Origin of the sequence: Nonomuraea composti (assembly GCF_012034275.1) — a bacterium.
Lineage (GTDB): Bacteria > Actinomycetota > Actinomycetes > Streptosporangiales > Streptosporangiaceae > Nonomuraea > Nonomuraea composti.
Genome location: NZ_JAATEP010000041.1, coordinates 32,444 through 59,130, shown reverse-complemented (window position 1 = coordinate 59,130; position 26,687 = coordinate 32,444). Strand labels below are relative to the sequence as shown.

Below are 26,687 nucleotides of genomic sequence, written 5' to 3'. Positions count from 1 at the left end.
CCGCGACGGACGTGTCAGGGGATGGGGTTGGTGGGGCAGGGGCGGGTGGTGGTGGGGATGAGGTGGTGGAGGCGGGTGCCGATCATGCGGGCGATGCCCTCGATCGTCTGGATGCCCGTACCCTCCCCCGGCTGCTGATCCGTCTGTACGGACAGCAGCAGGTCACGCCCCGGCCCGGCGATGCGGCCGTAGCTGGTCACCGCCCACGTGTTGTGGATGAACGGCCGGGGCGTCCAGCCGTTCTTGAGTGCCACCCGGTCCCCGGGGCGGGCGGCGGCGCTGACGCCCCAGGCCTGGTCGGGCTGGACTCGTTCCATCAGCCCGAGGACCATGCCGCGGTCGGCGGGGGTGAGGCCGCCCTTGCCTCCCCTGATGAGGACCTTGAGGAGGCGCAGGCGGTCGGCGGGGCTGGTGTTGGTGCCGCCCCAGTACTGGCTGGGGCCGGGGGTGGTCTCCGTCAGGCCGATCCTGGCGTAGAAGTCGCTCATGGCGCCGCCGCCCCCGACGCGGGACCAGAGCGCGTCGGCGGCGCTGTTGTCGCTCTCCCTGATCATGCGGGCGGCGAGGTCGCGCTCGCCGGCGTCGAGGCGGGAGTCGCGGCGGGACAGGAGTGCGGCGAGGATGTCGACCTTGGCCCCGCTGGCGGTGATCATGTCGTGCTCGTGTTCGCCGAGCCCGAGCCTGACGCCGGTCACGAGGTCGTGCGCGGCGTAGACGATGCGGCCGGGCCGGCCGCGGACGTACGTGGCGAGGTCGCGTGAGAGGCGCGCCCGGGCAGCGTTTCCCAGGCGCGTGTCACGAAATTTCAGGACGCATCGTGCGACCTTGACCGGCGCCTCCACCACGGCCGGCACCACCGGAGCCTTGCCCGCCCCGCACCCCGCACCGAGGGCCACCACCAGCCCCAGCCCGGCCATCCACTTCCCGCGCACGCACCAACCCCCGAGCTCTCATCGGGGGTCGTACGGGAGCATGCCCGGCCCGAAGGCCTGGACCATCACCCCAGGCGCATTCCTGGCGAGACCTTCAGCAGGTTCTTGCCGAGTTCGGAGGCGGGTCCGGAGGTGGGTCCGGAGGTCGGCTCAGAGGCAGGTTCCGAGGTCGGCTCAGAGGTGCTCGGCCAGGAAGTCGGCGGTCGCGGCCACGGCCTGCGTGACGTACGGCTCGCGGTCGTAGAGGTCGATGTGCTGCTTGGCGTCCACCCAGACGATCTTCTTCGGCTGGTCGAGCCGCTTGAACACCTCCTCCGCCCCTTCGGGCGTGCAGAACCGGTCGACGACCCCGTGCACGATCAAGGCCGGCTTCGGCGACAGGAAGTCGCTGCCCATCATGTTGTCCATGGTGAGCAGTTCGAGGATGCTCCCCCTGGTCACCTCGTTGGCCCAGTGCGGGGAGGCGCCGCGCTCGCCGCCGTAGTACGCGTACGGCTCGTCGCCGGGCATCGCGGCCTCGCCCTGCTCGGCGACGGCGGGCAGGTACTCGACGGGCCCGCCGAGGTCCTGCCGCTCCAGCACGTCGAGGTGGGGCGCGAGGTCGGCGCCGCGCATCGCGTACGGGTTGTTGTAGGCGCCGGCGATCCCGGCGAAGACCTTCACGCGGGGGTCGAAGGCGGCGAACCTGAGCGCGTACCCGGCGCCGAGGCAGATGCCGACGGCTCCGATGCGCTCGCGGTCCACCTCGGGCCGCGAGCGCAGGAAGGACACGGCCGCCCGCAGGTCGTGCAGCTTGCCCTGCGGGTCCTCGTGGCGGCGGGGCCGGCCTTCTGACTCGCCCCAGTTGCGGTGGTCGAAGGCCAGGGTGGCGTAGCCGCGCTCGGCCAGCCGGGCCGCGTACAGGCCGGTGACCTGGTCGCGCACGCCGGTGAACGGCCCCGTGAGGACGAGCCCGGGCCACGGCCCCACGCCGCCCGGGACCCGCAGGTCGCCGGCCAGCGTGAGGCCGTCCGCCATGAATTCCACTCTCATGGGGACCAGGTTACGAGTCGAACCCCAGCCCCATCCGGTCGAGCGCGCGCAACCACAGGTTGCGCCTGCCCTGGTGCTGGTCGGCCTGCGCGATCGACCAGCGGGTGAACTGGATCACCCCCGAACGCACCGGCTCGGGCGGGAACGGCATCGGCTTCTCCTTCACCATCCGCAGCTCGGTGCGGTCGGTGGGCTTGCCCGACAGCAGGTCGAGCATGACGTTCGCGCCGAACCGGGTGGCGCCGACGCCCATGCCGGTGTAGCCGGCGGCGTAGACGAGCCGGCCGCCGTGCGCCTGCCCGTAGAAGGCGCTGAACCGGCTGCACGTGTCGATGACGCCGCCCCACCTGTGGGTGAAGCGCACGCCGTCGAGCTGCGGGAAGGTGTCGTAGAAGTGCCGGGCGAGCTTGACGAAGGTCTCGTCGCGCTGGTCGTACTCCGGTTTGACCAGGCCCCCGTTGTAGTAGACGGCGTCGTAGCCGCCCCACAGGATCCGGTTGTCGTCGGTCAGCCGGTAGTAGTGGAACTGGTTGCCGGAGTCGCCCACGCCCTGCCGGTTGCGCCAGCCCACGGCGTCGAGCTGGGCGCCGGTCAGGGGCTCGGTCATCAGCGCGTAGTCGTACACCGGGACCACGAAGTGCTTGAGCCGCCGCAGCAGCGGCGGGAACACTCCGGTGCCCAGCGCCACGTGGCGCGCGCCCACCGCCCCGTACGGCGTGCGCAAGGTGATCGTCGTGCCGTCGTCGGTCAGCGAGCGGACCGGGGTGCGCTCGTGGACGCGGACGCCGAGCCGCAGGCACGCCTCCCGCAGGCCCCACGCCAGCCTGGCCGGGTCGAGCATGGCGCAGCCGCTGCGCTCCCAGAGGCCGCCGAGGTAGGTCGGCGAGTTCACCTCGGCCCGCACCTGCTCCTGGTCGAGCGGCACGTAGTCGAGGCCCAGGTCGGAGATGAGGTCGAGGTGCTCGTTGAGCCCGTCGAGCTGCCAGTCCTCGGTGGCGACGTGCAGCTCGCCGGTGCGTTCGAACGAGCAGTCGATGCCGTGGCGCTCCAGCGTGCGCTCGATCTCGTCGAGGTTCTCGACGCCCATGCGTTCGAGCCGGTCGATCTCCTCGGGCCACCGCTCCAGCCCGTTGGCCAGGCCGTGGGTGAGGGTCGCCATGCAGAACCCGCCGTTGCGGCCGGTGGCCGCCCAGCCGATCCTGCGGCCTTCGAGCAGGACGACGTCGAGTGACGGGTCGCGTTCCTTGGCCATCAGGGCCGTCCACAGCCCTGTGAAGCCGCCGCCGACGACGACCAGGTCGGCGGTGGTGTGTCCGAAGAGCCGCGGCTGCGGCTCGGGTCTGGCCGGGCTGTCCAGCCAGTACGGCTTGCGCTCCGCGTCAGCCAGCGCCTTCAGCGGATCCACAAATCCCACTTCCCTTACGAAAGTCTGAGTGTGAAATTGCGGGACCAAATAGGTGATCACGCGCGGGTTCCCCCCGCCGGAATCCGATCTCGCCTCCCTGTTCTTGGCCACGGTGAAGCCCCTCCGCGACCTGCGGAGGGGCGGTCGGAAGAATGCTCTCAGCTACGGCGGCGGGCCGCGACCGCGTTGCCCACGGCGATCAGCACCCCGGCTCCGAACAGCAGCGTACCCATGACGTTGACCTGCGCCGGGATGCCGGTCTTGACCGCGCCGACGATCCACAGCGGGAAGGTCACGGTGGAGCCGTTGACGAAGCTGGTCACGACGTAGTCGTCGATGGACAGGGCGAAGGACAGCATGCCGCCCGCGAGCACGGCCGGCATGATCGACGGCAGCGTCACGAGGCGGAACGTGGCCCAGGCGCCGGCGCCGAGGTCCCTGGCGGCCTCCTCCAGCGACGGGTCCAGCGTGACGACCCGCGCCCGTACGGTGACGACCACGAAGGACAGTGAGAACAGCACGTGCGCGACGATGATCGTGACGGAGTCGCGCGGCACGTTCCCCGAGACGAACAGCGACAGCAGCGAGGCGCCCATGACCAGCTCGGGCGTGGAGATGGCGGCGAAGACGAGGAAGTTCGTGACGCCGCTGCCGCGGAAGCGGTGCCGGCCGAGCGCCAGGCCGAGCATGGTGCCGATGACCACCGTGATCACCGTGCTGGCCAGGGCGATCTTCAGCGAGTTGGCCAGCGCCGTGGTCAGGTCGGAGATGTCGAACAGCTCGGCGTACCAGCGCAGGGTGAAGCCCTGCCAGGTGGTGTTGGACTTGCTCCGCTTGTCGTTGAAGCCGAACAGGATCATCACGGCGATCGGCGACGACAGCCAGACGATGATCAGCCACGTGTAGAGGTGCAGCAGCCGGTCGCCGGCCCGCCCGCCCCTCATCGGGCCGCCGCCTCTAGGACGTTCTCGGTGCCGAGCGCCCGCGCGTAGATGAAGATGCCCACGAGCAACACCGCCATCAGGGTGAACGACAGCGCGGAGGCGGTCGGGTAGTCGAGGTTGGTCAGGTACGCCGTCTGGATGATGTTGCCGATCATCGTGTTCGACGTGCCGCCGAGGATGGCGGCGTTGATCGGGTCGGCCGTGGCGGGCACGAACGTCATCAGCACCCCGGCGAACACCCCGGGCAGCGACAGCGGCAGCACCACCCGGCGGAAGGCCGCCGCCCGGGTCGCGTACAGGTCCTGGGCCGCCTCGACGACGCGCGGGTCCACGCGCTCCAGCGCCACGTAGATGGGCAGGATCATGAACGGCAGGAAGTTGTACGTCAGCCCGCCCACCACCGCGGCGGTCGTGGCCAGCACGTGGAAGTCGGCGGGCAGCAGCCCCCAGCCCTTCAGCGTCCCGAACAGGATGCCGTTGTCGGCCAGCAGGAAGTTCCACGAGATCGTGCGCAGCACGAACGAGACGAAGAACGGCAGCAGCAGGAGGAACAGGTACATCGACTTGCGGGCGCCGGCCTTGAAGGCGATGAAGTACGCCACCGGGTAGCCGATGACCAGCATGGCCACGGTGGCCAGCGCGCCATAGAGCAGCGAGCGGGCGAGCTGGGTGCTGTAGCGGCCGATCGCGTCGGTGTAGTTGGAGAAGCTGAACGTCATGGCGAAGCCGTCGATGGCGTTGCCGGTCTGCAGCGACACCGACGCCATCGCCACCATGGGCACGACCAGGAAGATCGCCAGCCACATCCAGCTCGGCAGCGCCAGCAGGTAGGGGGTGAGCCGCCGCATCGTCTACGCCTGGGTGATCGACTGGAAGATCGGGTTGAACACCTGCTCCTGCTGGGTGGTGAGCTGGGTGTAGTTGTGCAGCTTGGCGTAGTCGGCCTCGGAGGGGAACATGAGCGGGCTGTCCACCATGTCCTCCAGGGCCTTCTTGTCCTCGCCCTTGGCCGTCTTGGCCTTCTCCCGCAACAGGTCCTGGACGGCGGGGACGGGGGTGACGTACTGGATGTACTCGTCCAGCTCGGCGGCGACGGCCGGCTGGTAGAGGTAGTCCATGAGCATGAGGGCGTCCACGGGGTTGGCCGCGCCCTTGGGGATGAGCATGTTGTCGGTCCAGATGGTGCCGCCTTCGGCGGGCACGACGAACTTGACCGGCTCGCCGGCGAGCTGGCGCTGGAAGACGTCGCCGGACCAGGCCATGGTCAGCCAGACGTCGCCCTTCGACACGGCGTCGATATACGACTGATCATAATATTTCCGGACAATTCCGGCGTCGCGCTGGGCCTTCAGCTTCTCGCCGGCCTTGTTCCAGTCCGCCTCGGTCGACTTCTCCGGGTCGATGCCCAGCGCGATCATGCCGAAGTTCGCGATCTCCTGCGCGTCGGCCATCATCCCGACCCGCCCCTTGTACTTCGGGTCGAACAGCGACTCGATGCTGGTGATCTCATCCTTGACGTACTTGGTGTTGTACGCGATGCCGGTCACCCCGGAGGTGTACGGCACGGTGTACTTGTTGCCGGGGTCGTACGAGCGCTCCTTGTACTTCTGCCCGGCGTTGGCGTCGAAGTTCGGCAGCTTGGAGTGGTCGAGCGGCACCACGTAGCCCAGCTCGATCATGTGCTGGAGCTGGATGCCGTTCGTCATGACGACGATGTCGTAGCCCAGCGACTGCCCGGCCCGCAGCACGGGGTCGGCCTTGCCGAAGAACTCGGCGTTCTCCTGGATGACCTCTTTGTACTCGTACGCGATGCCGGTGTCCTTCTTGAACTTCTCCAGCGGCCCCTTGTCCTCCGGCATGTACTCGGGCCAGTTGGCGAAGACGACCTTGCCGTTCTTCTTCTGCTTGGCCCAGTAGTCGGCCACGGCGTCGGCCTTCGGCGGCGCCGCCTTCTGCCCCTGCACGCCGCAGGCGGCCAGGGCGAGCCCGGCGGCGGAGAAGCCGGCCAGGCGGAAGACGTCACGACGGGTGCGGGGCTGCGTCATTCCACGCATGAGGGGGTTCATGAGGTGCTGTCAACTTCCAATCACGTACGAGTGCTGCGCCTGCCACGACAGCCAGACGGAGTCGCCCCGCTCCGCGGTGGCCGTGGCATCATGCGCGTTCTGCTGGAACACGGTGACCTCGGCCCCGTCAGCGAGACTCACCGCATAGCTGTTATACGTGCCGAGATACACCACTTCGGACACGGTGCCCTTCACGGCGCTCAGCCCCTGCGCGGGCTCGTCCGTGCCGATGGTGATCTTCTCGGGCCGCACGGTGACGGTCACGTCGCCGTCGTGGCCGGGCACCAGCACCTTGCCGCCGCCGACCTTCATCTCCCCGCCGGTCGCGGCGCCGGCGAGCAGGTTGGACGTGCCGATGAAGCCGGCCACGAAGGCCGTGGCGGGCCGCTCGTAGATCTCGCGCGGCCCGGCGAGCTGCTCGACCACGCCGTCGTTCATCACGGCGATGCGGTCGCTCATGGTCAGCGCCTCGCTCTGGTCGTGCGTGACGTACACGAACGTGATGCCGACCTCGCGCTGGATGCGCTTGAGCTCGATCTGCATGGCCTGGCGCAGCTTCAGGTCGAGCGCGCCCAGCGGCTCGTCGAGCAGCAGCGCGCGCGGCTGGTTGACCAGCGCCCTGGCCAGCGCCACCCGCTGCTGCTGGCCGCCGGACAGCGCGCGCGGCATGCGCTTCTCGCGGCCCGTCAGGCCGATGATCTCCAGCATCTCGCCGACCCGGCGCCTGATCTCCGCCTGGGCGACCTTGCGCTGCTTGAGGCCGAACGCCACGTTGTCCCAGACGCTCATGTGCGGGAAGAGCGCGTAGGACTGGAAGACCATGTTGACGTCGCGCTTGTTCGGGGGGACGTCGGTGACGTCCTGGCCGTAGAGCTTCACCACGCCCTTCGTGGGCGCCTCGAAGCCCGCGATCATGCGCATGGTCGTGGTCTTGCCGCAGCCGGAGGGCCCGAGGAGGGAGAAGAACTCCCCCTCCCCGATGCCCAGCGTCACGCCCTTGACTGCCTGGACGACCTCGCCATGCGAGTGATACTCCTTGACGACGTCCGCAAGCTCAATCGCACTCAGCCCGGTCATTTCCAGGTTCGTTCCTTGCCGCTATTCGCCGATGTAGTGCATGACGTGCTTGACCCGGGTGTAGTCGTGCAGACCGAACACCGACAGGTCCTTGCCGTACCCCGAGTGCTTGAAGCCGCCGTGCGGCATCTCCGAGACGAACGGGATGTGCGTGTTGACCCAGACCACGCCGAAGTCGAGCCGGTTCGACATGCGCATGGCGCGGCCGTGGTCGGAGGTCCAGACCGAGCCGCTCAGGCCGTACTTCACGTCGTTGGCCTTGGCGAGCGCGTCGGCCTCGTCGGTGAACGTCTGAACGGTGATCACGGGGCCGAAGACCTCGTTCTGCACCATCTCGTCGTCCTGGCGCAGGCCGTCCACGACCGTCGGGGCGAAGAAGTAGCCCTTGTCGCCGACGCGGTGGCCGCCGGTGAGGACCTTCGCGTGGGCCGGGACCCGGTCGATGAAGCCCTGCACCCTGGCGAGCTGGTTCTCGTTGTTGAGCGGGCCGTAGAGCGCGTCCTCGTTGTCGAGGTCGCCGGTGACGGTGCCGGCGGCGGCCTCGGTGAGTGCGGCCACGAACTCGTCGTGCACGCTCTCGTGCACCAGCACCCGGCAGGCGGCCGTGCAGTCCTGGCCGGCGTTGTAGAGGCCGGCGGTGGCGATGTCGGCGGCGGCCTTGCGCAGGTCTTTGACGTCCTCGAAGACCACGACCGGCGCCTTGCCGCCGAGCTCCAGGTGCACCCGCTTGAGGTCGTCGGCGGCGCTCTTGGCCACCGACATGCCCGCGCCGACCGAGCCGGTGATCGCCACCATGGCGGCGGTCGGGTGGCTGACGACCATGGAGCCGGTCTCGCGGTCGCCGGTGACGACGTTGAAGACGCCCGCGGGCAGCACCTCACCGATGATCTCGGCGAGCTTCAGCGTGGAGACGGGGGTGGTGTCGGACGGCTTGAGCACGATCGTGTTGCCGGCCGCCAGCGCGGGGGCGATCTTCCAGACCGCCATCATCATCGGGTAGTTCCACGGCGTGACCTGGCCGACGACGCCGATCGGCTCGTGCCTGATGACGCTGGTGTGCTCGGCCAGGAACTCGCCGGCCGTCGGGCCCTCCAGCGTGCGGGCGGCGCCGGCGAAGAAGCGGAAGTGGTCGGCGGCGACCGGCGTCTCGTCCTCGGCCATGCGGGCCCGCGGCTTGCCGGTGTTGCGGCACTCGGCCTCGTTGATCTCGTCGGCCCGGGCGTCGATCGCGTCGGCGACCTTGAGCAGCAGGTTAGCCCGCTCACCCGGGGTGGTCCTGCCCCACGACTCGAAGGCGGCGGCCGCGGCGGCGAAGGCGGCGTCGATGTCCTCCTGACCCGAAACGGGGGCCTGGACATAAGCCTCACCCGTGCACGGATCGATGATGTCGGAGAATCGGCCGCTCTTCGCGTCCACGAACCCACCGTTGATGTAGTTCTGCAGGCGGGTGGTCAAGGTGGTGACCTCCTCGGAGGTGGCTGAGATGCCGCGACTCTGACAGAGCAGATGCATCTGGACAAGGGATTTCGTGGTGAAGATATCAAATTGCTACGAATTCGCTTGACAGACCGCGAAGACCTGACAACATGTCGCACCAGGACGGCAACCCGGCGGGAACGCCCCCGTAACGCCGGACCGCTAGGAGGATCCGCTCAATGACGACGCCGCCCCGCGTACGCCGAAACAGCGCAGGCTCCGGCAGCCCGGTGGTGCTCGACGACCTGTCCAAGCAGATCATCGAGCAGCTCCAGGCCGACGGGCGCAAGCCGTACGCGGCGATCGGGAAGGCGGTGGGCCTGTCCGAGGCCGCCGTACGCCAGCGCGTCCAGCGCCTCCAGGACGCCGGCGTCATGCAGATCGTCGCCGTCACCGACCCGCTCACGCTGGGCTTCCCCCGCCAGGCCATGATCGGCGTCAACTGCGAGGGCGACCTGGAGAAGGTCGCCGACGAGCTGGCGAACATCGAGGAGATCGACTACGTCGTCCTCACGGCGGGCTCCTTCGACGTGATCGTCGAGGTGGTCTGCGAGGGTGACGGGCACCTGCTGGAGATCCTCAGCAAGATCCGCGCCATCCCCGCCGTACGGGCGACCGAGTCGTTCGTCTACCTGAAGCTGCGCAAGCAGACCTACTCCTGGGGCACCCGCTAACCGACCCGGGCGACGGCTCGGACAGGAGAGCCGTCGCCTCCGGTGATCCGCAGCGGGAACATGGACACCTCGACCGGCCCCGCTCCTATGAGCCGGTCGAGACCGCGCAGGTTCTCGGCGATCACCGCGTGCGCGCGCAGCAGGATCTCGTGCGCGGGGAAGTCGTCGGCGGGCGTCGGGTCCACGCTCAGCGCGTCGGTCCCGACCGTCCGCACGCCCCGCTCGACCAGCAGCCGCGCCGCCTCCGCGCTGAGGTACGGGTGCCCGTGGCCGCCGAACGGCCAGCCGGTGGCCACCAGCACGATCACGCCCGCGCGCACCTCCTCGAACGGCTCCGGTCCGATCGACCCCAGGCCCCGCGCGTCCACCACGACCGCCGGGCCGTGGAAGCGCTCCAGCGGCAGCTCGTCCAGCGTGGGCAGCGCATCGTCGATGTGGAAGGGCGCGTCCACGTGGGTGCCCGAGTGGGAGCCCAGGTGCAGGCCCAGCACGTTCACGCCGTCGCGGGCCACGGTGAGCGCCGGGCCGAGCGAGACCTCCGGGTCGCCCGGGTAGACGGGCATGCCGGTCTCGATCGGCGCGGACAGGTCGAGCAGCTCCATCACGCCACCGGCTCCACGATCGGCAGCACCGGCGTGTCGGCCGCGCGGACCAGGCGCGGCCCGTCGGGGCCGTAGACCTCGCGCGGCTCGGGGAACAGGCCCAGCAGCACCAGGTAGAGCAGCCCCGCCACGGCCAGGCCGACCGGGAGCGAGATGTCCACCCCGCCGGCCAGGTCACCGAGCGGCCCGACGAACTGGCCCGGCAGGTTGACGAACATCAGCGCCAGCCCGGCCGAGACGAGCCAGGCGCTCAGCCCGCGCCAGTTCCAGCCGTGCGTGAACCAGTAGCGGCCGCCGCGCTGGCGCCGGTTGAACACCTGCAGCGCCTCCGGGTCGTACCAGCCACGCCGCGTCACGTAGCCGAGCATCATGATCACCATCCAGGGTGCCGTACACGTGATGATCAGTGTGGCGAACGTCGAGATGCTCTGCGTGAGGTTCGCCGCGAAACGCCCGATGAAGATGAACACGATCGACAGCGTGCCGATGAACACCGTCGCCTGCACCCGGGAGAAGCGCGGGAAGACGCTGGAGAAGTCGAGGCCGGTGCCGTACAGCGAGGTCGTGCCGGTCGACATGCCGCCGATCAGCGCGATGAGGCACACGGGCACGAAGTACCAGCCCGGCGAGACCGCCAGCAGGCCACCGACGTAGTTGGGGGCGGCCGGGTCCACGTACTCGGCCGCCTTGGCCGCGATGATCGAGGCCGTGGACAGGCCGAAGAAGAACGGCAGGATCGTGGCCGCCTGCGACAGGAACGCCGCCGCCATCACCCGCCGGCGCGGCGTGCTCGCCGGGATGTAGCGGGACCAGTCGCCCAGGAAGGCGCCGAACGAGACCGGGTTCGACAGCACGATCAGCGCCGCGCCGATGAACGAGGGCCAGAACAACGCGTCACCCGGCTTGACCGTGCCGGCGTACGACGGGTCGAAGTCGCCCGCGAAGGCGAACACGCCCAGCACGAACAGCAACGACGCCGCCGCCACCGCGATCTTGTTCACGAACAGCATGAAGCGGAAGCCGTACACGCAGACCACGAGCACGAGGACGGCGAAGATCCCGTACGCGACCCCGTACGACAGATCGCCGTCCGGCAGCCCCACGAGCCGGTGCGCGCCGCCCACGAGCGCGTCGCCCGACGACCACACCGAGATCGAGAAGAACGCGATCGCGGTCAGCAGCGACAGGAACGAGCCCACGATCCGGCCGTGCACGCCCAGGTGCGCGGAGGAGGAGACGGCGTTGTTGGTGCCGTTCAGCGGCCCGAACAGCGACAGCGGCGCCAGGATCAGCGCCCCCGCCACCAGCCCGAGCACGGTCGCGGCCAGGCCGTGCCAGAACGACAGGCCGAACAGGATGGGGAAGGCGCCGAGCACGCACGTCGCGAACGTGTTGGCGCCGCCGAAGGCGACCCTGAACAGGTCGACGGGGCGGGCGGTGCGGTCGGCGTCGGGGATGCGCTCGACGCCGTACGTCTCGATCTCGGTGATGGAGGTGCCGCTCATATCTTCTCCTGGAGGGCGAGCAGGCTGACGAGGTCGTATGCCACGTGGGAGGCGGCGATCGAGGTGATCTCCGCGTGGTCGTAGGCCGGGGCCACCTCGACCACGTCGGCTCCGACCAGGTTGAGCCCGGCCAGGCCGCGCAGGATCTCCAGCAGCTCGCGGCTGGTGAGCCCGCCCGCCTCGGGGGTGCCGGTGCCGGGGGCGTGCGCCGGGTCGAGCACGTCGATGTCGACCGACAGGTAGAGGGGGCGGTCGCCGACCCGCTGCCGCAGCAGGTCGATCACCTCGTCCAGGCCGCGCCGCAGCACGTCGGCCGCCGTCACGATGCCGAACCCGAGCCGCCGGTCCTCCTCCAGGTCCTTCTTGCCGTAGAGGGAGCCCCGGATGCCGACGTGGCTGAGCGCCTCGGTGTCGAGGATGCCCTCCTCGACCGCCCGCCGGAACGGGGTGCCGTGCGTGTACTCGGCGCCGAAGTAGGTGTCCCACGTGTCGAGGTGCGCGTCGAAGTGCACCAGCGCCACGGGGCCGTGCTTCCTGGCCGCCGAGCGCAGCAGCGGCAGCGCGATCGTGTGGTCGCCGCCGATCGTGACGAGCTTGGCGTCCAGGTCGTCGGCCGCGCCCTCGATGGTCTCGATGGCGGCGCCGATGTCGAACGGGTTGACCGCGATGTCGCCGGCGTCGGCGACCTGCACCCGCTCGAACGGGGACACGTCCAGGCCCGGGTGGTAGGGCCGCAGCAGGCGGGACGCCTCCCGTACCGCCGCCGGGCCGAACCTGGCGCCGGGCCGGTAGGAGACGCCGGTGTCGAAGGGCACGCCCACCACCGCCACGCCGGCCCGCTCCACCTGGTCGAGGCGGGGCAGGCGGGCGAAGGTGGCGGGGCCCGCGAAGCGCGGGACCTTGCTGGAGTCGACAGGGCCGAGAGTCATGCGCCTCAGTGTTCGTCATGGCTCTGACCTGCGGCAATTGTGGTCGTCACGAAGTATTACGGTGTGTGTTGTGGCCGAGCACAAACTGACGGTGGAGGATCTCCTCCGCTCCCCCGCCCTCCAGCTCCGCGTGCTCGCCGGCGAGGCCGGGCTGTCCCGCTCGGTCTCGTGGGCGCACGTGAGCGAGCTCGACGACCCGACGCCCTGGCTGCTCGGGGCCGAGGTCATCATGACGACCGGCATCGGCGTGCCCCGTTCGGCCACCCGGCAGCGGGCCTACCTGGAGCGCCTCGACGACGCCGGCGTCTCCGCGCTGGCCCTGTCGGCCCAGCTGCACGTGCCGCCGCTGCACCCCGCCTTCTTCGAGGCCGCCGAGGAGCGCGGCATGCCGGTGCTGGAGGTGCCGCTGGCGGTGCCGTTCATCGCGATCGCGCAGGAGGTCGCGGCGGCGCTCCAGGAGGACGCCAGCCACCGCCTCGGCGCCCAGCTCCAGGTGTTCGGCGCGCTGCGCTGGCTGGCCACAGAAGACCTCGACACCGCCACGCTCTTCAAGCGCCTGGAGCGCCTGTCCGGCTACGACGTCTACCTGTCCACCCCGTCAGGGCGCCCCCTCCTGCCCGGCGTCCCCGCTCCCGCGCCGTCCGTCCTGCCCGCGACCTTCGACGCCCCGCCCACCATCCCCGGCGGCTTCGTCCTGCCCGTCTCCGCTCCTGGTGGCCCCGCCGGCTACCTCGTCGCCTTCGAACGCGAGGGCGCCCGCCCCGCCGGCCTCGCCGTCGTCCAGCACATCGCCACGGTGGCCGCCCTCCAGGTCGCGATGGCCAGGCACGAGCGCGAGACCCTGCGCAGGGAAGGCGCGGAAACGCTCGCCGAGCTCCTCCAGGACCTCCTCGACCCGCCCGCCGCCCGCCGCCGCCTGGCCCGCCTCGGCCTGCCCATGGACACCGACACGGCGCTGCTCATCGTGCGCGGCGCCCCCGACGACGCCCTGCGCCGCGCCCTCGACGACCACCCGCACCTGATGCTCCGCCGGGGCGACGACCACTACCTCCTGGGCCCGCCCTCCCTCGGCCCGGCCGCGGCCGCCGTCCCGGGCGCCGCCGCCGGCATGAGCCGCCCCTTCCCGCCCGGCGAGCCCCTGCGCGTGGCCCAGCGGGAGGCGGCCTGGGCGGCCACCCACGCCGCGGAGTCGGGCGGAGGGCTCGTCGCGTACGGCGACGACACGACCGGCCGCTGGCTGCCGGAGGACCGCGCCACGCTGACCGCGCTGGTGGAGTACGTGCTCGGCAAGGTGATCGCCTACGACGCGGCGCACCGGTCGCACCTGCTGGTCTCGGTGCGCACGTGGCTGGAGCACAACCGCCGGATGGGCGAGGCCGCCGCGGCCCTGCACGTCCATCCCAACACGCTGGCCTACCGGTTGCGCCGGTTCAGCGAGCTGAGCGGCAGGGACCTGGAGTCCAGCGCGGCCTTCGCCGAGGTCTGGCTGGCCATCCGCGCGGCCCGCCAGCTCGGCCTCAGCACCTGAGCTGCACCGTGGCGATCTCCCAGGCCCCGAGGGGGAGCCTGAGCGTGCCGCCGGTGACCGGGAGGGGGTCACCGGGGCGGCCGCGCAGGTCGGCGTGGCGGGCCTCGGCGAAGCGCCCGCTGACGACGGCCTCCGTGGCGTCGGGGGTGAGGGCCACGACGCGTAGCTCCCGCCACCCGTCGCGCTCGCGCAGCGAGGTCATCACGACGCCGTCCCCGCCCACCTCCAGCCCGGCCTCGGGCGCGGGCAGGGGCAGGTACGGCTCGCCGAGCCCCGGCACCACGAGCAGGTCGTGGCGGAACGCCTCCGCCTGCGGCACCACCTCGCTCCACGACCCCTGGTACGGCATCAGCGCCAGGCTCACCGTGCGCGGCCCGCGCGACTGGGCGGCAGGAGTGGGCAGCTGGGGGCCGGCGGGTTCGGGGCGCAGGGCGTTGCGGTTGCGGGAGAGGTAGCCGGTCGAGCGCAGCAGCGTGAGCGCCAGCTCGCCGTCCGCCAGCTCGTACTCCGTCACGTGCTCCAGCAGCGCCGCCACGCCTCCGGCGGCCACCCACGACGAGGCGGGGAAGGTGGGCAACGGCGTCTCGCCGCAGCCGCCCTCCGCGGTGAGCCCGCGGGTGACGACGGCGAACTGGCCCTCGGCGTGGGAGCAGGTGGCGGGCTGCGGCAGCGGGACGTGCAGACGCACCCGGTGGTCGGCGCAGCGGTTGTCGAAGTCCACCCGCAGCCGGACGAACGGCTCGCCGGCGCGCAGCTCGACCCGGGTGGTGACGGTGATCTCCTCCATCCTGGTGGCGCGCGTCCCGGCGGGCACCTCGGGAGTGTCGTAGGGGTCTTCTCCGGAGGCCGGCCACAGGTAGGTGCGCCGCACGTCCACCATGGCCGTGAGCGGGCCGGTGCAGATCAGCTCCGCCTCCACGGCCACCGGCTCCGACACGGTCTCGTCGATGGCGGGTGGCGCGTAGTTGTAGGTGTCGCCGACGTCGCCGCCGTCGACGACGCGGGCCGCGCCGGTGACGGTGGTGCCGTCCTGGCCGACCAGCGTCAGGGTGCCGTCGCGGGCGATGGTCACCCTCAGGAGGCCGTTGTCCAGCACCTGCTCGTCGCCGCGCACCGGCAGGGGGGCCGAGTCGGAGCTGAGCCAGCAGGACGGGTCGTGCATGCCGGGCAGGCGCTCCACGCCGTCCTCCTCGGCGTGCGCCTGCTCGCGCGGCCCCGGGCGCAGGCTCGTGTGGCCGAGGGGCGGGGCCTGCACCAGGGCGGCCACGGTGCGGCGGGGCTGGGCGACGATGCGGACGCGGGTCACGCCGTCGAGGGCGCCGCGCAGGTCGTTGACGTCGAACGCCACCGACGGCTCCCTGGCCACGGTGAACGTCAGCGTGCCGTCCTCGACGGCCCAGCCGGCGACGTGCCGGCCGTACAGCTCGGTGCCGTGGACGAAGGTGAGCGCGGTGGCCGGGTCCATCTCCTCGTCGAGCAGCAGCGTGGGCGCGTACTCGAGGGGCTGCACGGGCACCACCGCGCCCGAGGGGTCCAGCAGGGGGTCGTTGCCCGGCATGTCCATGATGACGACGCCGCGCCGGGCGGCGGGGGTGGGGTTGACGATGAGCACGCCGTCGGACGGCACGGAGCGCGCCAGCCGGGAGGTGACCAGGTCGCGGACGGCCTGGCCGAGGTGCTCGGCCTCGGCGATGCGGGCGGCGACCTGCTGGGCGGTCTCGTCCACGCCGCAGCCGGTCACGGAGTCGTGGCCGCTGGCGTCCACGAGCCGCCACCAGGCCATGTCGAGGAAGCGGCCGGGCCATTCCGAGCCCCACAGCGTGGCCAGCGGCTCGGCGTAGCGCTCGACCATCCGCTCGGCGCGGCTCATGGCCTGCTTGAGGTGGGGGCGGATGGAGATGACGCCGGGCAGGATGTTGGCGCGGGCATGGGAGCGCAGCTCGCCGTGCACCTGCGGGAGGCCGTCCACCTCCCCATCAGATGTGCCGATATATCCGGACAAGGTGTCCATGCGGGCGCTGATCGTGGCCACCATGTCCGGCAGCCCCCGCACCGGTGCCGAGTGGTCGGTGCCGTACATCGCCAGCAGCGGCCCCTCGGGCCCGTGCCACTCGCGCATCGTGCGCACGAACCCCGCCGCCCGCTCCGCCAGCCCCTCCCCCTCGGAGAACAGGTAGGCCCCGTTGCCGTAGCCGCCGGCCGGCAGGTACTGGGTGCGCACCGCCGTGCCGTCGGGCGCCACCCAGGCGAAGACGTCGGTGGTGACGGCCGACGGAACGCCCCGGTAGACGCAGGCGTGCGTCAGCCCGGCCTTGCGCAGGATCTGCGGCATCTGCGCCGTGTGGCCGAACATGTCGGGCAGGTAGCCGACCGGCATGGCACCGCCCAACCGGTCCGCCCTGGCCATGCCCAGCTCCAGGTTGCGGATGATGGTCTCGCCGGAGCAGAGAAACTCGTCCAGCAGGATCTGCCACGGCCCCACCGCCAGCCGCCCCGACCTCACCAGCGCCGCCACCCGGTCGCGGTTCTCCGGGCGCACCTCCAGGTAGTCGTCCACGCAGGCGAGCTGCCCGTCGAGGGTGAAGTGGTAGGCGGGCTCGCGCTCCATCGTGTCGAGCACCTCGTCCAGCAGCGCGACCAGCCGGAGCCTGAAGCGCTGGAAGGGCTCGTACCACTCGCGGTCCCAGTGGGTGTGCGGGACGACGACGATCTCCGTGCTCACGCTGCCTCGCCTCCCAGCGGCAGACCACGCAGGACGGCGTAGCGCGCGGCGATGCGCTGCGCCGTGACGATGTCCTCCAGGCCCCCGTGCACGTCGGTGAGCGGCGGCTTGCCCTCGTTCACGTACGCGTGGAAGGCGGCCAGTTGCACCTCGAACGCCTCCGTCACGTCCCGCCAGTGCGTACGGCTCTCACCCCCGGACACGACGGTGAGCGTGGTCGGGGCGTTCATCAGGTACGGCGAGGGGAAGACGAGCTCCAGCGAGCCCCGGTCGTGGTGGATGGCCACGGTCTCCCGGTAGGCGGGGTAGTCGTGCAGGTAGTGCCAGCGGATGGAGAAGCGGCCCCGTACCGGCAGCGGGCCGGAGATCTCGATGGAGCCGGGCGCCGGCCCCCACGTCTCGACATGGGAGATCTCGGCGGGAGAGCCGGTGAAGCGGCGCAGCAGCGACAGGTCGTGGCAGATCGAGCCGAGCGCCACCCCGTACAGGTCGCGCACCTCCCGGGGTGCCTGCTCGCCCAGCGCCCGCGACACCAGCGCGTCCTCGTCCGCCCGCAGCGAGGCCAGCAGGCCGGCGTCCACGTCGTCGGCGCGGGTCAGGTTGGCGAACGCGAGCTGCGACTCGGCGCTCGGATGCAGCACGGTCACCTCGACCGACCTGATCACCTCGGGCCCGCCCAGCTCGGCCAGCAGCTCCTCGGCCCGGCGCACGGCCGGGTCGTACTGCTTCATGTAGGCGACCATCAGCCGCCCCTCCGGCAGTGCCGCCACCTCGGCCCTGGTCAGCGCGAGCGGCTTCTCGCAGAGCACGGCGTACCCGGCGGACAGCGCCTGGCGGACGGTCTCGCCGTGCGAGCCGGACGCCAGCACGACCACGGCCTCGAACCCGCCGCCGGCCAGCATCTCCGCCACCGACGTGTACCGCCGCGCGGCCCCCAGCCGCTCGCCCACGGCGTCGGCGAGCGTGCGTGACAGGTCGCAGACGGCGCTCACCTCGAACAGGTCCCGCCGCCGCGACAGCAGCGGCACGTAGACGGCCTGCGTGACCGCGCCGCAGCCCACAAGAGCGATTCTCAAAGCCCCAAGTCCTTCAGTTTCCGGCGGTTGGCCGCTTGGTCCGCGATGTTCTGGGCGACGCTGCGCCGCCCTGGCAGGGTGTCCTGCTCGATGACGATCCAGCCCGCGTAGCCGATCTCGTCGAGCGTGCGCACCACGGCCGGCAGGTCCAGCTCGCCCTCGCCGAGCGGGGCGAACCCGCCGCGGCCCATCAGCTCGCGCAGGTCCACGCCGTCGTCGAGGGCGCGGGCGAGGACGGCGGTGTCGCCGTCCTTGATGTGCACGTGCCCGACCCGCTCCGACCAGGCGCGCAGCGCGGCGACCGGGTCTCCGCCGGCCAGCAGCAGGTGTCCGGTGTCCAGGCAGAGCTGCACGTCGGTCAGCTCCAGCAGCCGCTCGACGTCCTCGGGCGTCTCGACGTGCGTGCCGAGGTGGTGGTGGAAGGCGGGCTCGAACCCGCGCGCGCGGCACCGCTCGGTCGCGTCCTGGATGCGGGCGGCGAACGCGGGCCATTCGGCGGCCGGCAGCCCTGGAGCGGTCCCGCCGGGCCGCGCGAACCGTTCCGGCGTGCCGGGGCAGGCGATCGTGGGGCGCGGCGGGAGGTCCCCGGCGGGCGCGGCGGCGAACACGTCCAGCGCCGCCGTCAGCGTGGGCAGCGCCCTGTCGTAGGCGTCCGCGTCGTGGAAGGGCAGGTCCACCCACCCGCCGCAGAGCAGCAGCCCGGCCCCGCTCAGCCGCTCGCGCAGCTCGGAGCCCGTGCCCAGGTAGCCGATCGGGCCGGAGTCGATGCCCTCGTAGCCGGCCTCGGCCAGCGCGCGGACCATCTCGTCGGGCGTCAGCGGCGGCGGGCCGTCGCTCAGCTCGAACACGCCGAAGCTCACGGGGGCGTTGGCGACTTTCCTCACGCGCATAGGGCGATCACCTCGTTCTCGTAGGTCTCCAGCCGGTGCGGGCCGTCGATGGCCGGCAGGAGGGCGCGCTCGCCGCGGACCACCTGCCGGTTGCCGTCGGGGCGGACGAGCACCAGGCCGTCCGCGTCGAGGGCGATCAGCTCGTCGCCGAGCCTGAGCAGCAGCGGCCCGTCGGGGCCGGTGGACACGGCGGTGCGCCCGGCGCGCACGCCGTCGAGCACGGCGGCGGGGTCCTCGGCCAGCACCCAGGTGGTGGGCGTGCCGGGCAGGCCGTCGGAGCCGTGCTGGTGGAAGTCGCTGCCGCCGATCGCGATCACGTCGTCGCGCCAGGCGTCGGCCCAGGCCAGCGGCGCGCCCCAGCGGCGGTCCCACCAGCCGGAGCTCCATACCTCGGCCACGCGGGGCCGCCGGGTGATCGGCAGCAGCCAGGCGCAGTCGGCGCCGAGCGGGTGGTTGACGGAGATCAGGCCGCCCGCCCGCTCGGCGTGCTCCACCCAGGAGTCGGCGGGCTCGCGGAAGTCCACCCAGCCGACCTCGCCGAACACGTTCGCGTGGCCCCGGTCGGTGGTGACCTCCTGGCCGGGGATGAGCGTGATGTCCCGGCCGGCCCCGGCCAGCCACGGGTGGTGGCTGATCGTGTTGTGGTCGGTGACGGCCAGGAAGTCGAGGCCGCGCCCGCGGGCCAGCTCGGCCAGCTCGGCGACGGTCAGGCTGCCGTCGCTGTGGACGGTGTGGGCGTGGAAGTCGCCCGCGTACCAGCGCAGACCTTCGAGATCCGGGATCGCCCTGCGGGGCGGCCGCTCGCCGTGCGGCGGCTCCGCCGCCTCGACGGGCTCGGGCGGCGGGGTGCGGTGCACGGAGACGTCCAGCGTGTAGTCCAGCCCCTGCGGCGGGATGCGGTGCAGGCGCAGCCACACGTGCCAGGTGCCCGGCTCGGGCTCGCCCGGCAGGTAACCGGGCGTCGCCCAGGCCGGACCGATCGTGTACGTGTCGCGTGCCCCGCCCGACCAGCCGCGGAATCCGCCCGGCCCCGCGCACCCGAGGTCGATGACGCCCTGGGAGCGGTCGTAGGAGAGCCGCACCGTGACGGCCGCGGCGCCCGCGGGCACCTCGAAGGGCACTTCCCGCAGGGATCGTGCCAGCCGGTCGTCGAGGCTCCAGTGTCCGTTCACCGTGCGGCCTCCCTTGCCGGAGTCGGGATCGAGGGAGAGCTTGGTCTTGTACCGCTCTTCGTCCATGTCTTGGGGCGCGTCTTGGGGAATGTACGTTGCCGTGACGTCCTTCCCCTTCGCCGTACCAGCAAAGCCACACCCTTTGGTGAGGAGGCACACAACGCTCAATATGTCATGACATGAAGATGACGTAAAGACCGCCCGTAACTCCTCCGCGAGTAGACATATGCATGTCATGACAATATGCCTTAGTGTCGTGGGTAAGCTCCATCCCTGGAGGTGCTGTTGTACGACCTGATCACGATCGGCCGCTCCGGCGTCGACGTCTATCCGCTGCAGACCGGTGTCGGCCTGGCCGACGTCGAGACCTTCGGCAAGTTCCTCGGCGGCAGCCCCACCAACGTCGCCGTCGCCGCCGCCCGTCACGGGCTGCGCTCCGCCGTGATCACCGGCGTGGGGGCCGACCCGTTCGGCCAGTACGTGCGCCGCGCCATCCGCGGCTTCGGCGTGGACGACGCCTTCGTCCACACCATCGAGGGCCGGCCCACGCCCGTCACGTTCTGCGAGATCTTCCCTCCCGACCACTTCCCCATCTACTTCTACCGCGGCGAGCACCCGCCCGACCTGCAGCTCACCCCCTCCATGCTCGACCTCGACGCCATCGCGGGAGCCGGGCTGTTCTGGTTCTCGCTGACCGGGCTCAGCCAGGAGCCGAGCGCCGCCGCCCACGCCGCCGCGCTCTCGGCGCGCACGTCGGCGCTCAAGCCTGGGCTGACGGTGTTCGACCTCGACTATCGGGCCGTGCTGTGGGAGTCGCGCGCGGCCGCCCACGAGGCGGCCCAGCGGATGCTGCCGCGGGCGAACGTGGCCGTGGGCAACCTGGAGGAGGTGGAGACGGCGGTCGGCGTCCGCGACCCCGAGGCCGCCGCACAAGCCCTGCTCGACGCCGGCGTACGGCTGGCGATCGTGAAAATGGGCCCCGAAGGGGTTTTCGCGCGTACCTCCGAGGAGAGCGCCTTGGTGGAGCCCATGGAGGTGAAGGTGGTCAACGGGATCGGCGCGGGAGACGCCTTCGGCGGCGCCCTGTGCCTCGGCCTGCTGCGCGGCTGGCCGCTGGAGCGCACGCTCCGCTTCGCCAACGCGGCGGGCGCCTTCGTGGCCGCCCGCCTGGCCTGCGCCGACGCCATGCCGTCCACCTCCGAGGTGGACGACCTGCTGAACGGGGCGTCGTCTTGAAGGACGTCACACTGACCACCCCCGCTGCCCCTTCGGCGGGCCCGCCCGGTGACTACGGGCGGCTCACCCGCATCCGGGCCACGCAGCCCGAGGAGATCGCGGCGGCCGCGGCCCGCCGGGAGCGCCGCGGCCTGCCCGGCGAGGGCGAGCGGCTGCTGATCATCGCCGCCGACCACCCGGCCCGCGGCGCCCTCGGCGTGCGCGACCGGCCCCTCGCCATGGGCAGCCGCTACGACCTGCTCGACCGCCTGCGCCTGGCGCTGTCCAGGCCGGGCGTGGACGGCATCCTGGCCAGCCCCGACGTCCTGGAGGACCTGCTGCTGCTGGGCGACCTGGAGGGCAAGCTCGCCTTCGGCTCCATGAACAGGGGCGGCCTCCAGGGCTCGGTCTTCGAGGCCGACGACCGCTTCACCGGCTTCGACGCCGCCGCCATCGACGCCATGCGGCTCGACGGCGGCAAGATGCTCTGCCGCATCGACCCGTCCGACCACGCCACCGTGACCACGCTGGAGTCCTGCGCCCGCGCGGTGAGCGAGCTGGCGCGCCGGCGGCTGGTGGCCATGGTCGAGCCGTTCTGGTCGCTGCGCACCGAGTCGGGCGCCCTGCGCAACGACCTGTCGCCCGACGCCGTGATCCGCTCGATCAGCGTCGCCCAGGCCCTCGGCGTGACCTCCGCCTACACCTGGCTGAAGATCCCGGCGGTGGCGGAGATGGAGCGCGTGATGGCCGCCACCACCCTGCCCGCCCTGCTCCTCGGGGGCGACCCGCCCGACATCGACGCCGCCTACGCCGACTGGCACCGCGCCCTGAGCCTGCCGGGCGTGCGCGGCCTGGTCGTCGGGCGCGCCCTGCTCTACCCACCCGACGACGACGTGGCGGCCGCGGTGGACGGCGCCGCCGCACTGGTACGAGAGGCCCGCGCATGACCCATCTTCCGTACGGCAAGACCGCCAGCGGCCCCTGGTCGGTCGAGATCACCCCGTCCCTGGCCGGCTGGACGTACTCGGGGCTGCGCGTCGCGGACCTGACGGACGCCCCGATCTCCTTCGACACGGGCGAGGAGGAGATGATCGTCCTGCCCCTGGCCGGCTCGTGCACGGTCACGCTGCCGGATGACACGTTCGTCCTGACCGGCCGCGCCTCGGTGTTCGACGGCCCCTCCGACTTCGCCTACATCCCGATCTCCACGCGGGTGACCGTCGAGGGGGCGGGCCGGATCGCGTTCCCCTCGGCCCGCGCCACCCGTGCCCACCCCGCCCGCTACGTCGCCGCCGCCGAGGTCGCGGTCGAGATCAGGGGCGCCGGCCAGGCCAGCCGCCAGGTCAACAACTTCTGCTCCCCCGACGCCTACCAGGGCTGCGACAAGCTCATGGCCGTCGAAGTGCTCACCCCGTCGGGCAACTGGTCCTCCTACCCGCCGCACAAGCATGACACCCCGCACGAGGGCGAGGCGGTGCTGGAGGAGATCTACTACTTCGAGGTGGCCGACCAGGGCATCGGCTACCAGCGCGTCTACTCCTCCGAGCGCGGCCACATCGACACCCTCGCCGAGGTCTCCTCGGGCGACGTGGTGCTCGTCCCCTACGGCTACCACGGCCCCTCCATGGCCGCCCCCGGCTACGACCTGTACTACCTGAACGTCCTGGCGGGCCCGGCGGAGCAACGGTCGATGGCGTTCTGCGACGACCCGCGCCACGCCTGGATCCGCTCCTCTTGGGACGCCCAGCACCTCGACCCCAGACTGCCGTTCGGGAGGACTTCGTGATCCGTTTGACCGTCGCCCAGGCGGTCGTGCGCTTCCTGGCCCGCCAGTGGAGCGAGCGCGACGGCGTGGAGCGCCGCTTCTTCGGCGGCTGCGTCGGCATCTTCGGCCACGGCAACGTGGCCGGGCTCGGCCAGGCGCTGGCCACCTCCACCGAGGACCTGCCCTACCGGCTGAGCCGCAACGAGCAGGCCATGGTGCACACCGCCGCCGCCTACGCCCGCGCCGCCAACCGGCTGGCCACGCTCGCCTGCACCACCTCGATCGGCCCCGGCGCCACGAACATGATCACCGGCGCGGCCGGCGCCACCATCAACCGCCTGCCCGTGCTGCTGCTGCCCGGCGACATCTTCTCCACCCGCGCCGCCAGCCCCGTGCTCCAGGAGCTGGAGGACCAGCGCTCGTACGACATCTCGGTCAACGACTGCTTCAAGCCGGTCTCCCGCTACTGGGACCGGATCAACCGGCCCGAGCAGCTCCCGAGCGCGCTGCTGGCCGCCATGCGGGTGCTCACCGACCCGGCCGAGACCGGCGCGGTGACGCTGGCGCTGCCTCAAGACGTGCAGGCGGAGGCGTTCGACTGGCCGGACGAGCTGTTCGCCCGCCGCGTCTGGCACATCCCCAGACCGCGCCCCGAGCGGGCGGCCCTGGCCCACGCCGCCGAGCTGATCAGGTCCGCCGCCCGCCCCATCATCGTGGCCGGCGGCGGCGCGATCTACAGCGAGGCCACGGACACGCTCCGGGCGTTCGCCGAGGCGTGCGGGATCCCCGTGGCCGAGACGCAGGCGGGCAAGGGCGCCCTCCCATACGGTCACCCGCTCGCGCTCGGCGCGATCGGCGCCACCGGCACCACGGCCGCCAACACGCTGGCCCGCGAGGCCGACCTGGTCATCGGCGTCGGCACCCGCTACAGCGACTTCACCACCGCCTCCCGCACGATCTTCGCCCCCGGCGCGGCCTTCCTGAACCTCAACGTCACCGGCTTCGACGCGGCCAAGCTCTCCGGCCTGCAACTGGTCGCCGACGCCCGCGAAGGGCTCTCCGACCTGCTCGAGGCGTGCGCGGGTCACAGCACGCCGGCCGCCTACCGGCAGCGCGCCGCCGAGCTGACCCGGGAGTGGGACGCCGCCGTGGACGCCGCGTACGCGCTGGAGGGCTCGCCGCCGCCGCAGTCCGCCGTCATCGGGGCGGTCAACGCGGCGGCCGGCGACGACGGCGTCGTGGTGTGCGCGGCCGGCTCCATGCCGGGCGACCTGCACAAGCTGTGGCGGCCCAGCGGCCCCGGCAGCTACCACGTCGAGTACGGCTACTCCTGCATGGGCTACGAGATCGCCGGCGGGCTCGGGGTGAAACTGGCCGCCCCGGAGCGCGAGGTGTTCGTGCTCGTGGGCGACGGCTCGTACCTGATGATGGCGCAGGAGCTGGTCACGGCCGTCGCCGACGGCGTCAAGCTGGTCGTGGTGCTGGTGGACAACTCCGGGTTCGCCTCGATCGGGCGGCTGTCGGAGAGCGTCGGCGCCGAGCGGCTCGGCACCGCCTACCAGCGCCGCGACGGCGGGCCGCTGCCGGTCGACCTGGCCGCCAACGCCGCCAGCCTCGGCGCCACCGTGCTGCGCCCCGAGTCGATCGCCGACCTGCGCAAGGCGCTCGACACGGCCCGCTCCGCCGACGCGACCACCGTCATATACGTCCGCACCGACCGGCTGGCCGACGACGCGCCCTCCTCAGAAGCCTGGTGGGACGTGCCCGTCGCGCAGGTCGCGACGACCAGTGCCACGTACGCGGCGCGGGAGACGTACGAGGCGAACAAGCGCTCGCAGCGGCCTCACCTGACCCCGCCCGGCTGATCAGGGTTGCCCCCGATCGGCCTGGGGAACTCCTCTGACCAGGCACGATCGGGGGGCAGGGATGAGGCCGTGGCGGCTGCTGGGGTGGTTCGCGGTCATCGCGGTGGCCTTCTTCTGCCTCTACCACGTGCGGACGGTGGCCCTGTCGATCGTCATCGGCGTCTTCCTGACCGCGTTGCTGCTGCCCCCGGCCCGCTGGATGCGCTCGCGCGGCGTCGGGCGGGCGGCGGCCACCGCGATCGTCTTCGCGGGCGCCCTGCTGGTGGCGGGCGCGGTGATCGCGCTGGTGGTGCCGCCGACCGTGGCCAGCGTGTCGGAGCTGCGGGCCAGCGTCGGCAAGGTGCTCGACGACCTGCACCACCTGGCCGCCCGGCTCGGCCTGGACGACCGGCAGATGCTCGCGCAGGCCAGAGACTACCTGTCGGGCCAGAGCCGCCAGATCACCACCGGGGCGCTGGCCGGGGTCAAGACGGTCGGCGAGATCGTGGTCGGGGCGGTCCTGGCGATCATCCTGTCGGTGTACTTCGTGCACGGCGGCGACCGGCTCTTCCGCTGGCTCGTCGAGCTGATGCCGGCCTCCAGCAGGGCGCGCGTCACCGAGACCGGTGAGCTGATCTTCTCCGTCGTGGGCCGCTACATCCACGGGGTGGCGATCGTGGGGCTGGTGGACGCGTTCTTCATCGGGATCTCGCTGTGGATCCTCGGCGTGCCCGTGGCGCTGCCGCTGGCGGTGCTGACGTTCGTGGGGGCGTTCCTGCCGGTGGTGGGGGCGTTCTTCGCGGGGCTGCTGGCGGCCGTGGTGGCGCTCGTCGCCAAGGGCTGGCTGGTCGCGCTGATCGTGGTGGCGGTGACCGTGGCCGTGCAGCAGATCGAGGGCCACGTGCTGGCGCCCCAGATCTACGGCAAGGCCCTCGACCTGCCGGGCGCGGTGATCCTGGTGGCGATCACGGTGGGCAGCGTGATCGCCGGGATCGCGGGCGCGTTCCTGGCCGCCCCGGTCACCTCGGTCGTCGTCGCCCTGCTCCGCCACCCGCGCTCCACCTGACCGCGCCCTGCCTGAACGCGACCCGCCACTCACGCTCCACCTGACGGTGCCCTGCTTGAACGCGACCCGCCACTCACGCTCCACCTGACCGTGCCCTGCCTGAACGCGACCCGCCGGAAAGCGCTCCCGCACCCTGTCTCACTCCAGCGCGGCGGCGGCCTCCTCCAGGCTCTCCCTGCTCCAGGTCAGCCGCCCGCCCCGCAGGTCCTCGACGACCCCGCGCAGCCACCGCGCCTCGGCCTCCGTCACCGCGCGCAGGTACTCGACCTCCAGCATCGCCACGCGCGGCACGCCCGTGTCGGCGAGCTGCTCCTCCAGGGCGGCCAGCGTGCCGGCGACGACCTGCTCGCGCCGCTCCAGCGCCTGCGCCAGCTCCTCGGGCGCGAGCATGAGCGCGTTCGACAGCGCGGCGGGGAACTGCGGGAACTCCTGCCTGGGCACGCTCAGCATCTCATCCAGCCACCTGCGCAGCGTGACCTGCCCGTCGTCGGTGATCTCGTAGACGGTCCGCTCCGGGTACTGCTGGTCGCGCCCCGTCTCGCGGACCCTGATCAGCCCCGCCTCGCCGAGCCGGTCGATGGTGCGGTAGAGCCCGGTCCGCTGGCCCACGTTGACCACCTGGTCCTTGCCCCACTGCTTGAGCAGCCGCTGGATGCCGTACGGATGCAGCGGCCGGTACCGCAGCAGGGCCAGGACGGTCAGGGCGAGAGGTGACCCGCGGTCGAGTGGCATGCGTCCATGTTAGCTTCAGCAGAACTAGTTGACTC

General features: G+C 71.8%; 23 protein-coding genes. 7 read left to right on the top strand and 16 right to left on the bottom strand.

The window, feature by feature from the left end:
* Window positions 1–14: 14 nt before the first annotated feature.
* The 8 genes from HCN51_RS60355 to HCN51_RS40960 all read right to left on the bottom strand — a co-directional run bounded on the left by HCN51_RS60355 (window position 15) and on the right by HCN51_RS40960 (window position 8,911).
* A complete protein-coding gene (locus tag HCN51_RS60355; protein WP_168017424.1) occupies window positions 15–932 on the bottom strand; it encodes a serine hydrolase in 918 nt (305 codons plus the stop codon).
* Between the two features lie 174 nt (window positions 933–1,106).
* Window positions 1,107–1,964, bottom strand: coding sequence for an alpha/beta hydrolase (locus HCN51_RS40990; RefSeq protein WP_168017423.1), 858 nt, complete (start codon window positions 1,962–1,964; stop codon window positions 1,107–1,109).
* Between the two features lie 10 nt (window positions 1,965–1,974).
* Window positions 1,975–3,369: an FAD-dependent oxidoreductase gene (locus HCN51_RS40985; RefSeq protein WP_168017422.1), complete on the bottom strand. Its 1,395-nt coding sequence runs from the start codon at window positions 3,367–3,369 to the stop codon at window positions 1,975–1,977.
* Between the two features lie 158 nt (window positions 3,370–3,527).
* Window positions 3,528–4,313, bottom strand: a complete 786-nt coding sequence (locus HCN51_RS40980; protein WP_168017421.1) for an ABC transporter permease — start codon at window positions 4,311–4,313, stop codon at window positions 3,528–3,530.
* Window positions 4,310–5,161 (bottom strand): ABC transporter permease, encoded by an 852-nt coding sequence (locus HCN51_RS40975; RefSeq protein ID WP_168017420.1) that lies wholly within the window; start codon window positions 5,159–5,161, stop codon window positions 4,310–4,312. Before HCN51_RS40975 ends, HCN51_RS40980 begins: the two co-directional genes overlap by 4 nt.
* 3 nt (window positions 5,162–5,164) lie before the next feature.
* Window positions 5,165–6,358 carry a polyamine ABC transporter substrate-binding protein gene (locus tag HCN51_RS40970; RefSeq protein ID WP_168017419.1) on the bottom strand — a complete coding sequence of 398 codons (1,194 nt, stop codon included), beginning with the start codon at window positions 6,356–6,358 and terminating at the stop codon, window positions 5,165–5,167.
* Between the two features lie 30 nt (window positions 6,359–6,388).
* The gene (locus tag HCN51_RS40965) at window positions 6,389–7,456 is read right to left on the bottom strand and encodes an ABC transporter ATP-binding protein (protein WP_168017418.1); all 1,068 of its coding nucleotides are present in this window, start codon (window positions 7,454–7,456) and stop codon (window positions 6,389–6,391) included.
* Between the two features lie 21 nt (window positions 7,457–7,477).
* Window positions 7,478–8,911 carry a gamma-aminobutyraldehyde dehydrogenase gene (locus HCN51_RS40960; protein WP_206068472.1) on the bottom strand — a complete coding sequence of 478 codons (1,434 nt, stop codon included), beginning with the start codon at window positions 8,909–8,911 and terminating at the stop codon, window positions 7,478–7,480.
* Between the two features lie 200 nt (window positions 8,912–9,111).
* On the opposite strand from HCN51_RS40960, the gene HCN51_RS40955 reads away from it, so the two are divergent.
* A complete protein-coding gene (locus tag HCN51_RS40955; protein ID WP_080042304.1) occupies window positions 9,112–9,606 on the top strand; it encodes an Lrp/AsnC family transcriptional regulator in 495 nt (164 codons plus the stop codon).
* On the opposite strand, the gene HCN51_RS40950 is transcribed toward HCN51_RS40955, so the two are convergent.
* Genes HCN51_RS40950 through speB form a run of 3 tightly spaced genes read right to left on the bottom strand, consistent with a single transcriptional unit; the run spans window position 9,603 to window position 12,642 of the window.
* The gene (locus HCN51_RS40950; RefSeq protein ID WP_168017455.1) at window positions 9,603–10,208 is read right to left on the bottom strand and encodes a cyclase family protein; all 606 of its coding nucleotides are present in this window, start codon (window positions 10,206–10,208) and stop codon (window positions 9,603–9,605) included. The two genes, HCN51_RS40955 and HCN51_RS40950, sit on opposite strands and share 4 nt — an antisense overlap.
* On the bottom strand, window positions 10,208–11,713 hold the full coding sequence (locus HCN51_RS40945) for a purine-cytosine permease family protein (RefSeq protein WP_168017416.1): 1,506 nt from the start codon (window positions 11,711–11,713) through the stop codon (window positions 10,208–10,210). The genes HCN51_RS40950 and HCN51_RS40945 overlap by 1 nt, the downstream gene beginning before the upstream one ends.
* A complete protein-coding gene (speB, locus tag HCN51_RS40940; RefSeq protein ID WP_168017415.1) occupies window positions 11,710–12,642 on the bottom strand; it encodes an agmatinase in 933 nt (310 codons plus the stop codon). The genes HCN51_RS40945 and speB overlap by 4 nt, the downstream gene beginning before the upstream one ends.
* Window positions 12,643–12,712: 70 nt before the next feature.
* Here speB and HCN51_RS40935 point away from each other — a divergent pair, with 70 nt between their 5' ends.
* A complete protein-coding gene (locus tag HCN51_RS40935) occupies window positions 12,713–14,170 on the top strand; it encodes a PucR family transcriptional regulator (protein WP_346433976.1) in 1,458 nt (485 codons plus the stop codon).
* Here HCN51_RS40935 and HCN51_RS62620 read toward each other — a convergent pair.
* Genes HCN51_RS62620 through HCN51_RS40915 form a run of 4 tightly spaced genes read right to left on the bottom strand, consistent with a single transcriptional unit; the run spans window position 14,160 to window position 20,096 of the window.
* A complete protein-coding gene (locus HCN51_RS62620; protein ID WP_168017413.1) occupies window positions 14,160–16,892 on the bottom strand; it encodes a glycoside hydrolase family 38 N-terminal domain-containing protein in 2,733 nt (910 codons plus the stop codon). The genes HCN51_RS40935 and HCN51_RS62620 overlap by 11 nt on opposite strands.
* Window positions 16,889–17,968 carry a Gfo/Idh/MocA family protein gene (locus HCN51_RS40925; protein ID WP_168017412.1) on the bottom strand — a complete coding sequence of 360 codons (1,080 nt, stop codon included), beginning with the start codon at window positions 17,966–17,968 and terminating at the stop codon, window positions 16,889–16,891. The genes HCN51_RS62620 and HCN51_RS40925 overlap by 4 nt, the downstream gene beginning before the upstream one ends.
* Window positions 17,965–18,858 carry a TIM barrel protein gene (locus HCN51_RS40920; protein WP_168017411.1) on the bottom strand — a complete coding sequence of 298 codons (894 nt, stop codon included), beginning with the start codon at window positions 18,856–18,858 and terminating at the stop codon, window positions 17,965–17,967. The genes HCN51_RS40925 and HCN51_RS40920 overlap by 4 nt, the downstream gene beginning before the upstream one ends.
* Window positions 18,849–20,096: a CehA/McbA family metallohydrolase gene (locus tag HCN51_RS40915; protein WP_168017410.1), complete on the bottom strand. Its 1,248-nt coding sequence runs from the start codon at window positions 20,094–20,096 to the stop codon at window positions 18,849–18,851. Before HCN51_RS40915 ends, HCN51_RS40920 begins: the two co-directional genes overlap by 10 nt.
* A gap of 219 nt (window positions 20,097–20,315) precedes the next feature.
* Here HCN51_RS40915 and iolC point away from each other — a divergent pair, with 219 nt between their 5' ends.
* The 5 genes from iolC to HCN51_RS40890 all read left to right on the top strand — a co-directional run bounded on the left by iolC (window position 20,316) and on the right by HCN51_RS40890 (window position 25,920).
* The gene (gene iolC, locus HCN51_RS40910; protein WP_168017409.1) at window positions 20,316–21,266 is read left to right on the top strand and encodes a 5-dehydro-2-deoxygluconokinase; all 951 of its coding nucleotides are present in this window, start codon (window positions 20,316–20,318) and stop codon (window positions 21,264–21,266) included.
* 11 nt (window positions 21,267–21,277) lie between these two features.
* Window positions 21,278–22,192 (top strand): Cgl0159 family (beta/alpha)8-fold protein, encoded by a 915-nt coding sequence (locus HCN51_RS40905; protein ID WP_080047175.1) that lies wholly within the window; start codon window positions 21,278–21,280, stop codon window positions 22,190–22,192.
* Complete coding sequence (gene iolB / locus HCN51_RS40900; protein WP_168017408.1) at window positions 22,189–23,031, top strand: 5-deoxy-glucuronate isomerase; 843 nt, start codon at window positions 22,189–22,191, stop codon at window positions 23,029–23,031. Before HCN51_RS40905 ends, iolB begins: the two co-directional genes overlap by 4 nt.
* Window positions 23,031–24,875, top strand: a complete 1,845-nt coding sequence (gene iolD / locus HCN51_RS40895) for a 3D-(3,5/4)-trihydroxycyclohexane-1,2-dione acylhydrolase (decyclizing) (RefSeq protein WP_168017454.1) — start codon at window positions 23,031–23,033, stop codon at window positions 24,873–24,875. Before iolB ends, iolD begins: the two co-directional genes overlap by 1 nt.
* Window positions 24,876–24,936: 61 nt before the next feature.
* Complete coding sequence (locus HCN51_RS40890) at window positions 24,937–25,920, top strand: AI-2E family transporter (RefSeq protein WP_240973776.1); 984 nt, start codon at window positions 24,937–24,939, stop codon at window positions 25,918–25,920.
* Window positions 25,921–26,058: 138 nt separating this feature from the next.
* On the opposite strand, the gene HCN51_RS40885 is transcribed toward HCN51_RS40890, so the two are convergent.
* The gene (locus tag HCN51_RS40885; protein ID WP_168017407.1) at window positions 26,059–26,652 is read right to left on the bottom strand and encodes a PadR family transcriptional regulator; all 594 of its coding nucleotides are present in this window, start codon (window positions 26,650–26,652) and stop codon (window positions 26,059–26,061) included.
* Window positions 26,653–26,687 lie beyond the last annotated feature (35 nt).

What these genes read in the sequence shown, in the direction of transcription:
- HCN51_RS40950 (WP_168017455.1), bottom strand. Translation starts at nt 10,208, where the DNA reads ATGGAGCTGCTCGACCTGTCCGCGCCGATCGAGACCGGCATGCCCGTC.
- HCN51_RS40975 (WP_168017420.1), bottom strand. Translation starts at nt 5,161, where the DNA reads ATGCGGCGGCTCACCCCCTACCTGCTGGCGCTGCCGAGCTGGATGTGG.
- HCN51_RS40980 (WP_168017421.1), bottom strand. Translation starts at nt 4,313, where the DNA reads ATGAGGGGCGGGCGGGCCGGCGACCGGCTGCTGCACCTCTACACGTGG.
- HCN51_RS40920 (WP_168017411.1), bottom strand. Translation starts at nt 18,858, where the DNA reads ATGCGCGTGAGGAAAGTCGCCAACGCCCCCGTGAGCTTCGGCGTGTTC.
- HCN51_RS40945 (WP_168017416.1), bottom strand. Translation starts at nt 11,713, where the DNA reads ATGAGCGGCACCTCCATCACCGAGATCGAGACGTACGGCGTCGAGCGC.
- HCN51_RS40885 (WP_168017407.1), bottom strand. Translation starts at nt 26,652, where the DNA reads ATGCCACTCGACCGCGGGTCACCTCTCGCCCTGACCGTCCTGGCCCTG.
- HCN51_RS40955 (WP_080042304.1), top strand. Translation starts at nt 9,112, where the DNA reads ATGACGACGCCGCCCCGCGTACGCCGAAACAGCGCAGGCTCCGGCAGC.
- speB (WP_168017415.1), bottom strand. Translation starts at nt 12,642, where the DNA reads ATGACTCTCGGCCCTGTCGACTCCAGCAAGGTCCCGCGCTTCGCGGGC.
- HCN51_RS40970 (WP_168017419.1), bottom strand. Translation starts at nt 6,358, where the DNA reads ATGACGCAGCCCCGCACCCGTCGTGACGTCTTCCGCCTGGCCGGCTTC.
- HCN51_RS40915 (WP_168017410.1), bottom strand. Translation starts at nt 20,096, where the DNA reads ATGGACGAAGAGCGGTACAAGACCAAGCTCTCCCTCGATCCCGACTCC.
- HCN51_RS40965 (WP_168017418.1), bottom strand. Translation starts at nt 7,456, where the DNA reads ATGACCGGGCTGAGTGCGATTGAGCTTGCGGACGTCGTCAAGGAGTAT.
- iolB (WP_168017408.1), top strand. Translation starts at nt 22,189, where the DNA reads ATGACCCATCTTCCGTACGGCAAGACCGCCAGCGGCCCCTGGTCGGTC.
- HCN51_RS40990 (WP_168017423.1), bottom strand. Translation starts at nt 1,964, where the DNA reads ATGAGAGTGGAATTCATGGCGGACGGCCTCACGCTGGCCGGCGACCTG.
- HCN51_RS40890 (WP_240973776.1), top strand. Translation starts at nt 24,937, where the DNA reads ATGAGGCCGTGGCGGCTGCTGGGGTGGTTCGCGGTCATCGCGGTGGCC.